Source organism: uncultured Sphingorhabdus sp. (assembly GCF_937872355.1).
Taxonomy (GTDB): domain Bacteria; phylum Pseudomonadota; class Alphaproteobacteria; order Sphingomonadales; family Sphingomonadaceae; genus Sphingorhabdus_B.
In genome coordinates, this window is sequence record NZ_CALMSV010000102.1 from 1 (window position 1) to 12,650 (window position 12,650).

Annotated in this window: 13 protein-coding genes; 8 read left to right on the top strand and 5 right to left on the bottom strand. The window is 51.9% G+C overall.

From position 1 onward, the window contains the following. On the bottom strand, window positions 1-181 hold a 181-nt coding region (locus Q0239_RS05975), incomplete at its 3' end, for a hypothetical protein (RefSeq protein WP_298599855.1). A gap of 186 nt (window positions 182-367) precedes the next feature. Further along, window positions 368-736, bottom strand: coding sequence for a hypothetical protein (locus tag Q0239_RS05980; protein WP_298599858.1), 369 nt, complete (start codon window positions 734-736; stop codon window positions 368-370). Window positions 737-1,080: 344 nt separating this feature from the next. Here Q0239_RS05980 and Q0239_RS05985 point away from each other — a divergent pair, with 344 nt between their 5' ends. The 3 genes from Q0239_RS05985 to repC all read left to right on the top strand — a co-directional run bounded on the left by Q0239_RS05985 (window position 1,081) and on the right by repC (window position 3,892). Next, entirely contained in the window at window positions 1,081-1,443 is a 363-nt protein-coding gene (locus tag Q0239_RS05985; RefSeq protein WP_298599860.1) for a hypothetical protein, read from the top strand. Between the two features lie 121 nt (window positions 1,444-1,564). Beyond that, the gene (locus tag Q0239_RS05990) at window positions 1,565-2,083 is read left to right on the top strand and encodes a hypothetical protein (protein ID WP_298599862.1); all 519 of its coding nucleotides are present in this window, start codon (window positions 1,565-1,567) and stop codon (window positions 2,081-2,083) included. A 576-nt stretch (window positions 2,084-2,659) separates the two neighbouring features. Then, window positions 2,660-3,892 carry a replication initiation protein RepC gene (gene repC, locus Q0239_RS05995; RefSeq protein WP_298599865.1) on the top strand — a complete coding sequence of 411 codons (1,233 nt, stop codon included), beginning with the start codon at window positions 2,660-2,662 and terminating at the stop codon, window positions 3,890-3,892. 366 nt (window positions 3,893-4,258) lie between these two features. Here the strand turns inward: repC and Q0239_RS06000 are convergent, their stop codons facing one another. Continuing rightward, window positions 4,259-5,209 (bottom strand): lytic transglycosylase domain-containing protein, encoded by a 951-nt coding sequence (locus tag Q0239_RS06000; RefSeq protein WP_298599868.1) that lies wholly within the window; start codon window positions 5,207-5,209, stop codon window positions 4,259-4,261. Between the two features lie 284 nt (window positions 5,210-5,493). Here Q0239_RS06000 and Q0239_RS06005 point away from each other — a divergent pair, with 284 nt between their 5' ends. Next, on the top strand, window positions 5,494-6,336 hold the full coding sequence (locus tag Q0239_RS06005; protein WP_298599871.1) for a hypothetical protein: 843 nt from the start codon (window positions 5,494-5,496) through the stop codon (window positions 6,334-6,336). Here Q0239_RS06005 and Q0239_RS06010 read toward each other — a convergent pair whose 3' ends face one another. Further along, window positions 6,337-7,131 (bottom strand): hypothetical protein, encoded by a 795-nt coding sequence (locus tag Q0239_RS06010; RefSeq protein ID WP_298599872.1) that lies wholly within the window; start codon window positions 7,129-7,131, stop codon window positions 6,337-6,339. It abuts the gene before it with no gap. A gap of 226 nt (window positions 7,132-7,357) precedes the next feature. Here Q0239_RS06010 and Q0239_RS06015 point away from each other — a divergent pair, with 226 nt between their 5' ends. Together Q0239_RS06015 and Q0239_RS06020 are read left to right on the top strand one after the other, a co-directional pair. Beyond that, window positions 7,358-7,540, top strand: a complete 183-nt coding sequence (locus Q0239_RS06015) for a hypothetical protein (RefSeq protein ID WP_298599873.1) — start codon at window positions 7,358-7,360, stop codon at window positions 7,538-7,540. A gap of 91 nt (window positions 7,541-7,631) precedes the next feature. Next, window positions 7,632-9,914, top strand: coding sequence for an EAL domain-containing protein (locus Q0239_RS06020; protein WP_298599874.1), 2,283 nt, complete (start codon window positions 7,632-7,634; stop codon window positions 9,912-9,914). A gap of 246 nt (window positions 9,915-10,160) precedes the next feature. Here Q0239_RS06020 and Q0239_RS06025 read toward each other — a convergent pair whose 3' ends face one another. Continuing rightward, entirely contained in the window at window positions 10,161-10,766 is a 606-nt protein-coding gene (locus tag Q0239_RS06025; RefSeq protein ID WP_298599876.1) for a hypothetical protein, read from the bottom strand. Between the two features lie 145 nt (window positions 10,767-10,911). Between Q0239_RS06025 and Q0239_RS06030 the strand changes: the two genes are divergently transcribed. Further along, entirely contained in the window at window positions 10,912-11,442 is a 531-nt protein-coding gene (locus Q0239_RS06030) for a hypothetical protein (RefSeq protein ID WP_298599878.1), read from the top strand. Further along, the coding region (locus Q0239_RS06035) for a DEAD/DEAH box helicase family protein (protein WP_298599881.1) at window positions 11,429-12,650 on the top strand (1,222 nt) is incomplete at its 3' end. The genes Q0239_RS06030 and Q0239_RS06035, both read left to right, overlap by 14 nt.

Below are 12,650 nucleotides of genomic sequence, written 5' to 3' on the forward strand. Positions count from 1 at the left end.
AGACCTCGGTGGCGGTGCTTTCGGCGTTCGCACTCGATTTCATCGAGGTGGTGGTGATCTGGTTGCTGGTCAGTGGCGCCGATGCCGTCGAGTCATCCGAACAGGCGGTCATTCCCGCGGCCACCAGTGCCAGACCCGTCGCCAGCATCGCCGACCGGATGATCGTCCTCATCGTCGTCATCGTCACTTCCTCTGCATCACACGCTTGCACCCCGCCAGAGGCAAGGCTACAACCGCGCGGCGGCACATCTGGCCGTGGTGGGACTTCACCAGCCAAAACACCGCAATTCCTCAGCGAAGATTTAGGGTTTTGGATGTCGGGCACCCAGACTACGGCCCGCGCCACTGCATCGGCTTCCGCGAGAACCTACATCAGAACCTTGGTGCCGTTCTTCGAATCCCAGGTGATCCTGCCGTGTTCGAACCTGTTGAAGCGGCCCTTGCCGTCGCGGGTGGACAACTCGTCACTGATGGGCAGGCCGAGCTTGCCCCCGGGTCCTCCGGTCCCGCTGTACGCGCCGCCGATGGCACCGGTGACCACCTTCGGACCCTTCGGCCCGGTGATGATCCGGCCGCCCGAACCTTCGAGAAAGCCGGTGAACGAGGTCAGCGCGGTATTGAAGGTTGCGTCGGCACCGGCCATTGCAGCGGTTGCCCCGACGGTGGCAACAACGGCAGCGGCGGCAAGGGTGGGGAGCTTATTTGCCAAGCCCGCCAATTTGCTCTTGATTGTCATGTCTTCATGACTCCTCTGTTTGAAGCGACGAAGGATTTCGTCCCAACAAAAGAGCGAACGACCACCGGGATGGGCAAAAGGAGTTTTTGAAAACCATGCAAAATGTGCCGGATCGGCGTCACCACTGTGCCGGATCGGCGCCACACCTGTGCCAGATCGGACACAATCTTGTGCCGGATCGGCGTCACCACTGTGCCGGATCGGCTACAACTATGTGCGGGATCGGCACACAAATGTTTCGGATCGGCGTCGATGTACCGAAATTCAGGATTCAGTGCGGAAAATTTGCGTGATAGCGGCAAATCGCATTAGAGAAGCCGCCAAAAGATCAAGCGAGAACACCAATGGCAAGACCCACACGCGTAAACAGACAATATCACCTGAGCGACGAAGCCTTTGCAATCCTCACAGAGGCTATCCGTTTGAAATCGAACAGCATCAAAAAATTTGCATCGATCCAAACGGTCATTGAGCACATCATCGAGAAGCTCGAAAAATACGAGTTTAGCGACATTCATTTTCTCGATTTTGTAAGCGCGGTTGCGGTCAAAGGGGGCAACGCCACTTATCTGCAATTTCAAACCTGTTTCAACGAGAGACTCTCGGTCTTACAGGCAAAACTATCGGAAATCTGCGGAATTGAAGTCTACGACCGCACCGCGATCGTCTATTTCGTCCAGCTAGGTATCGACGAAAAGCTGTATTGAGCCAAAAGAATCTGCCTTGACAGCCATTCCACGCAATGCAATGCCATTACACGAAAGGATCTAGCGGAGGGATTCCATGTCAGCCATCAATAACAGCCTTGACGGTGGCACCACCGCAAAATTGGCAGCGCACAGCGATGGCGACCTTTTCAATCTGAGCCAAAGGCAAGCGAAAACGCCATGCAGTCATGGCTGCTGCGCAGAAGAAGATGGCTACAAGCGCCTGATCCTCAAAGAGCTCGATCGACGAAAGGTGAAAATAGGATGGCTGGAACCAAAAACCAAAGTTTCGAGATCCAACCTCAACCGGATCTTACGCGGCAACTATCGTCTCAACGATGAGCTAAGGCACAAATGTTTCGTGGCTCTCGGCATCGATCCGCACCAAGCCTATATCACAGTCGCAATGCTTGGCGACGTAGACGCCTATCACAGCCCGGAAACGCATTTCATCGCGCAGAATCTGATTGCCGTGCAGCAGGATGTTTGCGATGCGCGGCGCGGGAAAATAACTGGTTTCTTCAAGCCTGCAATAATAACGCAAGCGGCAAAGAATGGTGTCGATTCAATATTGAATCACCAAAAGGCGATCGAAGAAAAAGAGCATGAATTTATTGGCTCTTCTGCGTCTTTTTCTTAATTTTTCAGCAATTTATGTTTGTTTTTTACTGGTCCGATGCTATGGTTTAGCATGGTTGAGTCGTACCCGAATCGCACAAGTGCATCGTCGGTGATGCCGTTGTCCAAGCGCATTAAGCGGCGGAGAATATATTTCTCGGCACCGGCAACGACGGCGAATTACGTCCATGGCGTAACGCTTGATGTCTGGTTGCCTGGGCAGATCCAACCTGCAAAATAGCAAAAGGGCTCCGATTGGCGTCGGAGCCCTTTTATGCACGCTATGAGCGGTAGGTCGAAATCCTCTCATAGCGTCGAACAGTATCACGGGCAAGTGAAATTGCGCGGACGACCGCGCATGCCTTGCACAAGATGACGCGCAGCCCGTCTTTGGCTGTAACGAAGAGGAGACCGTTCTGAAGACATAGCCAACGCAACCGGTAAAACCGGCTACGAGGGCAATTTGTGGGATGGTTGCAGCCATAGGCCGCGAGAGCAAAACCTTCCTAGCGAATTCCCGGCATATTGCAAGCAATTTCATGCTTTAACGGCATGTTTTTGTGCGCCTTCAGAACGGACCTGCGAAGGAGCCGAATGGATGTCTGCGCCCAAAGCAATCGGTGCCTATGTGAAGGCATTGTTCCCAACAGCACACATGTGTTTCACGATCGGAGACAGGTTGGAGACCGAAGCGGATAAGGAGAATTACGCGCTTTGGATTAAGGAAAAAGCCGCTGGAAAACCATCAGCCCAAGCTGATGACATGTACAAGCGCACCATGAATGTTCTTGATCGACTCCAGGAACATCGCGGATGCAACACAGGTATTAGCCGCACGCATTGGAGCGCGCTCCAGACTATCGTAAAATTGCTCGCACACAAAGACGATTGGTCCAACTTCGACACCGGTCCGATCTACGGCGGAAGCAATGCAACGATCGCCGATCGTCTGTGCCTCAGCATCGATAGAACCAAGAAGATTCTCAAAGAATTGCGCCGGGCGGGATTGATAATGTTTCACCAACGCCATGCCAACGGCCGCCGGTGGATCCGGCGCCAGCGTGACGGCACACCAGTCGGTCATGGCTTCAGCCTGCTGCCGATGATGGTCCTGCTTGACGAACTGGAGAACCATATCGGCCAATGGCGCGATAGGGAGTTTGAAGCACGCCGACTCCACACCGCGATCGTCGGCAAAATTGCCGGATTTAAGCAATCGCTGCGCGCTGCGCATGGGGAGAACGCGAAAACGCATCCAGCCATTGCAAGCTGCGACGAAACACTGCAGGCTGTTGCTACTGCCAAAGCCGGGCGAAACGTCGAGTTACTGAGGTCGATCCTGCATGAAATCAGCGATAAGACGCTATTTCAGATTGCGGAAACAACCCCCCAGGGTGTTCAAAAAAACCCCTCCCTCTCAAACCTCGTTCAAAAGGAATCGAAAGTAGATGCTGGTCAGGAAGAACGTAGTGAAGATCGAGGAGTCGACCCTGATTTCGGGCTTACCACCGCAAAACTGCAAGATCATGAGATCGAACAGCTGTTCCCGATCGTCACGCCTTACCTGCAAATCCACCGAAGCCTTGACCGTGCGGCTCACCACGTCGCCCGCGATAGCGCGATCAGCACCGACATGCTTCAGCGAATGCGCAACAAGCTCGGCGAAAAGGCCGCATCGGTAACCATTCTGATCATTGCCGAAAGGCTCGCTGCAGGTGAAATCAAAACAAGCAGCTCCGCTTATGCAAACGGAATGTTGAAGGCCGCCCATCGAGGCGAATTAAAACTGGGGCGAACCATCTGGGGACGGCGAGAGCAGCTCGCCGCATAAACCGTTCTCGGAAAATTAACCAATTTCTGTTATAGAGAGATTATGAGACCAGAAACGATCCATGCATGGCTATCGCTCTATACAGCCGTCGCAATTCTCGCCGGTATGTGCTCGCTGCTTTCTGCTATCCGAATGGGATGGGAGCTCAAAACGGGCGCCTACACGATCAAAACCGGATCACGAACGGAGCTGGCGCTAGCTCTACCAAAACTATGGTTGAGATTCAATGTGTTGTATTTGACTGGGCTACCAGCAGTCGCCTTTGTCGCAGTCTCATATATCTACTACATCGGTATCGGTACATTCGACCCGGGTCCAATGGTCAAATAGACCGAAACCCGTCTGGAAACGAGCCTAATGACGTCCTCAACGACTGGAAAAATTGAGGAAGGTCGCGCGTCGATAGGGAAATGAATCGACAACGGCCGCAGCCAGCTGCCCGCGATCAACTTCCGGCGACGCCGCATCATTCAAATTCGCAAGTCGCGACCAATTGACCGTAATCACATTCACATAGTTCATCGTTTCGCGGATACGGGGAACCGACCAGGTCTTTTCTACTCGTCCAGGTCCAGCATTATAAGCCGCCAATGCCAGATCGGAGCGGCCGCCAAAGCGGTTGAGCTGTTCCTTGAGATAGCGCGCGCCCGCACGCATATTTGAAATTGCATCAAAAGGAGTGTTCAATCCAAGATAACGCGCGGTCCCTGGCATGATCTGCGCCAAGCCCATCGCACCGGCTGAGCTGATCGCCGCAGGATTATAACCCGATTCTTGCGCGATCAATGCGTCAAAGAGAAGCGTGGGCAGTCCCACCTCGCAAGCGATGGCCGCCATCGCCGGAAAATAATAAGCTCGACGAATTTCCGCTGACCGGGACAGCCACCATGTGGGTTGATACACGGCTCCATCACACCCGGCAGCCGCGATTGTTGGAAGCGGTGATGAAACTACCGGAAGAGTTTGCGCCCGCGTCATCCAAGCAGGAAGCGACAAATTTTTCGTTGGGAGATTATCGAGGTCGATCGCATCCAGCGGATTTGAAATTGAGCTGTTACCACCAACCTCTTCAAGCGCGAGACGCATACTGTGCGTCAATGCCGAGTCAGGATCAGCCGCGTCGACAAAAGGGTTTGACCCCAACGCCGCCGAGCGCGTCAGTATAATATCCGAATTATCGACAGCAGAATCGCTCTGCACAGATAAGGGCGCCTCAAATCGCAACATGTTCACATCCCGTGCGTCTGCAACGGACGAAATGAACAGTGCGGTGGTGCTCAGTGCAACAAGAAAACGGTGACGCATGACAATCTCCAAAAAATGAGATGTGCATGCTGGTGGCTACTTCGCCATTCTTGGTTCGCACTTTTACCCACGATTTGCAACAACTGCCTGCCAACCGAATTTCCATCCGTCGCACCCCGAAAACGGCCTGTCCAAAATGCGGCGTGCCGTCATAGAAAAATGACCGATATTTTAGGCATTTCGAAGGGTAATTTCGGTTATCGAGCTTTCTCTTGTAATACGTGGAAAATTCTCTAATTTTTGCATTTTAAACCCCGCTCGAACGTATCCGAAGGATCAACGAAAAGGCATGTTTCATGAAGGTGTCTGAGAAAGACCAGGGATGGTTTGCAAGCGAACGAACGCTGGGAGCCGAAGGGGACCGCATATTTCTTGAAACGCGACACCGCATTCTCACGGCAGTCTACCGGCCAGGGCAGAGGATCGATGCCATCAAGCTTGCAGACGCTTTCGACATCGATCTCAATCTCGCGCGCAACATAATTGAAGCTCTGGCGGATCACGGTTATCTGCATGAGAAAGACGGTGACACAGCACGGATCATTTCCTGGAGTGACACGGAATTTGCCGACCTGCTTTCAACTTGTCGAGATTTGCTCGAACTGGCGCTCATGAAAACATGCGACCGCATGGACCAGATTACGGTCGACGCCATGAAACGCTCAATGGAAATCGACCTGAGCGGAAAAATAACTCCCGACATTTTCGAATCATTCCATATAAGGTGGTGGATCTATTTTCACACGATCAACTTCGCCGTTGAGGTCCGGTCGTTCCGCAAAATGATGCTCACAGGTGCACCGCCGGCATTACGCCGCCGAATCTTTACCGTTCTCGACGACGCAGGGCTCCGGTCGATGCACTCCGATCTTCTTGCGGTGATCCCGGCAATCGAGAAGCGCGACCGCGCGAAATTAAGAGAATTGATTACTCATCAATGGCAGCGTTTTGTACCGGTGCTAGCTGCAGAGAATGCCCGCTACAACGACCTGGCGGACGATGGCGACGTCAACTATGCCGACCGCTCATTACCAACTCGGCCAGTGTTCCGAAGTCAGAACGATCCCCGCCCAGCATTTGATAAAGGATTCAGGGAGCCGCTCAGCTGGGACGAATATGAGCAAATGGTCATCGTCTGACTAGCTGTTTGGATTAAACCCATAAGGAACGATTTCACCATCCAAACCGGGCTCCCTCCCGCCCAAATTAAACATGACAGCACCACGTTTGAGCGGCAATGCTGGTCTCGCAACCACCGCCTTGCTTTCTGCTGAAGCATGCTTCTCAAGATCTTTGCAGACCGCAGGTAAGCTGCGCATTATCATGTCGCGCAATGTGTCCTTGGCAAACGTCGCTGAGCGATCGAGCAAGTTTGACACAACCGAATCGAGGGACTCCCGGTCGGCTAACAATTCTTCGTGATTGGAACTCCAAAAAACGCGCCGAAATAGAAAATTCGGAATTGCAGTTTTTGATATCGACATTAACGGGCCGGCGCGGGATACACGGACCAAATCGACAGAAAATTGAACATATTCGAGAAGCATACGCTCTACACAATCAGGTTCACCTGTATCGAGGTCACCAATTGGACTGAAATTTCCCTGCAATGCCACAAGATCTTCATGATCCGCTCGTTCGGCAGCACGCGCGGCAGCGACGCCAGCGATGTTTGCCCAGAGATCATAATAATCTTCAACCTCGATACGATCCCAGGAACGAACAGCATAAGTACCGCGCTTCGGAATATCGATATAAGCTTCATTCCTCAGGGTGTTGAACACATCGAGCAACAATCTGGGCGAACAACTATAAACCTCGGCAAACTCATCCCGGTCAAGGATGCTGCCAGGTAAGTAGGCGCCACTCAATATCTGGAACCGTGTTTCCAGATAAACAGTTTCAGTCATGGAAGGCTGGTCGACCGAGCTCATTATGCCTCCTGTAGCTGCCTAGGCCGAGCCTTAATGGCCTGCGCTAAATTAAGAATCACCACGTCGATCAACCAGCACTCGAGCGCATCGAAGCGCCTTACCAATCGCATGAAATCTACGCCAGTGGGAAATGATGGTGCAGAAAAATTTTGTCATACAATAGTCATTTAGACTTATTCAACCATCGGTCGCTAACCCGTTCGGTGCAACATGGGCGGAGGCTCAAATGATCTACGAAGCACCACAGGAAAAGCGCTATCCATTCTCATGGAAGGGTCTAAGGGAGCTCAGCCTCGACTGGTGGAACACGCCACAACCAGAAGAACGAATTGTGCTTGAGTGGCCACTGGACCTGATATGCGGACTCATTCTGCTTACCCCACCATTTATCGCAGGATTCATCGGCTAAGGCCAAGCACGACAGCCGAGCAAGAGGCTCAAATAATGCGGTTAATTCCGAATTAACCAAATCTTCACCACGACCATCTTAAGCCCAGATCATGGCGCTTAATCTGAACAGAAAGAAAATCGCTCGCACCATTATGATAATGGCGGCGATCTGCGGCGGGCTGGGAGCGATTGGAATATTCGAGCCGGTAACACTACTAATCAACTCACTACAATCGCAGATCCGAACCAAACCAGTCTCGGGCGATATCGTTGTCGTCGGCATCGACTCTCCCTCAATCCGGGAAATTGGCCGGTGGCCATGGCCGAGGGATGTGCAAGGACAGCTGCTCCAGAAGGTCGACCAATATCAACCGAAAGCCATCTACCTCGACATCGGATATCAGGGAAAGACGACGGCTAAGGCCGATCAGTATCTGCGCCAATCGATCGAAGGTCTGCAATCAAAAACCAAGATCATCGCACTTGCAACGGACGCGAATGACGGAACAGTGCGCAGCATCTACTCACACGAAGACGCGGTGGGAAGAACGGCAATCGTAACAGCATATTTCCCCTATCTATTTGGGTATGTATGGACCCTTCCGACAACTATTGAGACGGAAAAGGGCAAGCTTCAATCTCTCGCTGCCTCGATAGCGGGACGCCATGTGCCTGAAGGCCAAAATTTCAGAGTAGATTATAGCTTTGACCCTCGCACGATAAAGCAATTTGCAGCGAAGGATGTCCTGTCCGGAAGTGTCCCGGCTAAGGATATCGAGGGCAAAACAGTAGTTATCGGCGTAACCGACATGACGCAGAACGATGTCCATTCAATGCCGGGATGGGGTGAAAAGCCAGGCGTGCTCTTTCATGTCCTAGGGGCGGAAACGCTGAAGCAAGGCTATCCGTTCAGTTGGGGATGGTTGCCATTTTTTGTAATGGCAATGCTTTTTGGCGGCATCCAGCTGACAAGCTTCGGCCTGAAATTGAGCAAACTCCTCTCTTGGTCAGGCGCCTCGTTGACCGTCATAACAAGCAGCTGGTTGACAACAATCCACATCGGAAATGATCCCCTGCCAGCAATAGTGCTCATCGCGAGCATGGGGATCTATATCGGCCGACAAAAAGCGGCTTTGATGAGAGCCCAACGGAACGAGCATACCGGATTTGCCGACATGACGGGCTACCGTGTAAAGGAAGTCGTATCCAACGCCATTTTCATCGGCGCTACCATCAAAAGATCCGAGACAAAGCGGGACTCTGTCGCAGCTAGCGACCAGAAGCATATTATGAAGGAAGTGGGTCGAAGGCTTTCGAGCTTCATCGACGAGAAACAGCTGACACATAACGACAATCAGCAATTCCTGTGGGAAATGCCGCCTACCGAAACGGGCACACTCGGGGAACATCTTGAGGGAATCCGCAGGATGTTCTCGGCGCCAATAGTAATCGATGGTAGGCAAATCGACATCGACATCTTCTTCGGAGTCGACCGCAACATAAATGCAAACGTCGAACAGCGGATGGAGAGCGCGCTAGACGCATCGATTATCGCACGGGATACGGCTGCAACATTCAAAATCGCCACAGCAAACTCGTTCGACGAGCATCTGACAAAACATTTTGGTACTGAGTTCGACCTCGCGGTTGCAATGGGCGACATCAACGTCATTTTTGAACCACAACAGGCTTTGAAAAGCGGCCGCCCGTCGGACGCTGAAGTCTCTCTCATCTGGATGCACCCAGCATACGGCGAAATTAGAGGCGCCAAGCTTTTCGCCTTGGCGAGCTTGTCAGGACATCTAACAAAAGCAAGTCTCCATCTGTGCGAGGAAGCAAGCAAATATGCAGGGCAGATTGCATCGATTTGGCCCGGCTTCTCGATGAGCATAAAAGTGTCCGTGCCATTCATAGCGAGCAATGAATTTGAAAGATGGCTCAAATCATCGATGCAGGCGAAACACTTTCGGCCCCACAGCCTCATATTCAATTTAATCGATGTTCATGAGCACAGCGGTGAAAATTCCACAATCCGGGCCATGCAAAACGTGCAGGAACATGGGTTCAGGGTGAGCATTGGCAGGTTTGGCATAATGAACACCGACATCGATCTTCTGGAAAGATTCAAACCGAACGAAATTTGCCTGGACAAGAACTTTTCGGCCGAACTGCTTGGCTCAACAAGCAGCCAGATATTTGCTGACGCAGCAATTCGAATCGCGAAGATATTGAACATCCAGATCGTCGCCGACGGACTGGAAGACCGAGCAGTGCTTCTGGCGCTGAAGGACCGCGGTTGCGACCGCGCTCAAGGCAAGATCATTGCGAACGCTTTAAATTATAAAGAGTTAGCTGAGTTGATGTCCGCGATAAAAGCTAAGAAAACAGGTTAACAGAATCTTCTTGAGCGTAGTTAATTTTCCGTTAAAATGCACCATTGGTCGAAGGGGCCATTTTTTTGGAGAAACGACATGAAAGCGCTCGAAAAAGCGAAGCAAGTCGAAAAGCAAGCTGAGGGTTTCTGGAGCTACTTTTTCGGCGGCGGCCGCAGCGGCGGCAGCAACGGTTAATCTGACCGAATACGAACAACAAAAGGGGGGCTTCGGCTCCCCTTTTTCGTTTTGACGCAGTAATAGTGGCTAGGGGATCGATCTCTTATGATCAGCCAAGCGGCTAACCCGACCCTCGGCGCCACTTTCAACAGCCTTTGAAACAGCTTGTCTACTGGCCTCTACAGCCTCAACGAGTTCAGCTATGACGCCATTCTCCGCTTGATCGCTCCAAAAGTGATGATCCACCCCACGATTGAAAGCATGCACTGCAGGATCCAGAAAAAACCGAGACGGTTGCGGCTCAACTCGCTCCCCCGATCCGACAATAGCGGCCAGTCCATCTAGCTTCGAGGTCATGGCAGCTTTGCTCGCGTCAATCATCTCGCCACGGTCGGCTTGGAAAGCATCGAATTGGGACACATAACCAATAATCAGATGACCGGCCCTGCCCTCAATTTGCCTCCACATATGTGCAAGCTCGTCACCTGAAATGCCTTTCAGGGCATTCTTGCTGCCTGGATATCCGCCATCGAGGAGCAGCACATCAATCCCGCCCTGCTCCAACCTGGTCAATGCCTCATAACCGTCGGAGGCAATCGAAACTGAAATCGATGCTGCGGCACAAGCCGTCTGAAAACGTCGCAGAAAGCTGTCGTTCGACGAGGCTATCAACATTTTGATAACATAACTCATCACTTTGTCCTATTTGTTTCCGGCAATGGTATTGCATTGCGCGAGAGAAACCAGCTCGCTATCAACGATGCGGGAATTGAGGGTAGCAGAGGAGCAGAAGAACATGCCTGCAAACCTAACAGCGAAGGCGATTCAGTCAACGGCCATGAAAATCAGCAAGATCTCGATCAGCGCGACGGCCCAAAAACGGGTCATGATCGGTCTCACAGTAGTCGGATTGCTCACTATGATGGCAGCCAGTTTCTATATGGTGCTGCTTCTCCTGACGAAACCTTCGGCAAAGCTGGATGCTACCATTTCAATCATCGCATTATGTGCAACGACCGCGATATTTTGCTTCGCGATTGTCGTGGACTTTCAGCTCACGCGGCGCCGCGCCAGGTCGGCGATCACTGAATGTATCCCAGAATATGAGTGCGAAACAAACGCTGACGAGATAGCAGCCCTTCACGAACTGGACGAACTGCTGAACACCCAGGACCCTTATTTTCGCCTACATCTGGCGATCGCACTCCGCGACAAAGCCCGCCATTTCCCAATCAGAACAGGCGAAGTCCTGAGGATCCGAGAGGTGCTTGGCGGCCATGAACAAAGGCAAGCAAAGGACCCCAACCCCCAAGTTTATCATCTCAGCAAGATCATAGCCGAACTGGACAGCGGACATGCAAAACACTGATACCGAAACGATCGGCGACACAGTCGAAAGGAAAAGGTCGGATCTGGTGGAACATTACACAGATTGGATGCCAGACAATCACACAATGCCCGAACTGAAAGCCCAAAAGAGCTTTCAAGAACGCGGCTATCAAAACAGCCTAGTTGATGAACTATGTCAATTATTTCAGCATGCTGAATATGCTTACCTTGAGGCAGCGACGGGAACAGGAAAGACACTGATAATCGCGCTTTTGGCGGAACGGCTCCGATTGGAACACGTCACTTATGTTGTTCACAGCATTGACATCCTAAATCAAGCTCAACAAGACATTCTGGACTATGTCGACGCCGGTTTAATCTCCCAAGAAATCGAGTGGCGCTTTCTAACATGGCAGGCATATGCGCGCAAAATGCGATGGGTGTTTACGGATGATGACAGCAAGCCCGACCCCTTTGTGGTCGTAGATGAATGCCACATGGGGGGCGTATTAGACGTCCAATCGGTGAAAAAAAGTTTCTCAGTAATCGTCAATAAAGCAAAAAAAATTCTTTGGGTTTCAGCCACGCCTTGGGAACTTGATGAGAAGCTGATGGGCGCGCGACAGGGCCATACGGCGTATTACGGATACAAAGAAGCGTATGACGAGGGAATTCTAAACAAAACAGAACTTGTCCGCGTTGATTGCGGCCTGGACATCACCCTCACACGCAACCAAGAAAATCTGTCCGCGCGAGAGCTACTCAAGCACGAAAAGGATACCCTTGAAATTGAGGGTGCCTCTGCGGATGCAACATTCGAACAATTGAATCTGGAGGTCCGGAGGGCGCTCGGACGCGGACTGCGGACAACCGACGTCCCGCTGCTAGTGCAGCACCGATATCAGCTGATGGCACAATTATACGTTGCGATGCATAGGGATGAAAAGGCCATATTCTGGTTGCCCACAAAGCAGCATGCACGGATGTGTGCAGAATATATCAACCGGCAAATGGAATCCGAAACAGCAGCAATCGCGGTGACGGGCGACGTCAGATACGACGACGATTCTCAACATAAATTGGCCGACTGGCGTAATCCATCGGGCATCATCAAAGTTGCATGCGTTGTCTATCGCTTGCGCGAAGGATTTGATTTTCCACAACTGACCTATGGCTTCGACTGCGCGTGGAATGCAGGTCGCGTCCGTCAAGGTGGTGTAATTTCGGCTGTGGCCGTGGGCCATCGTC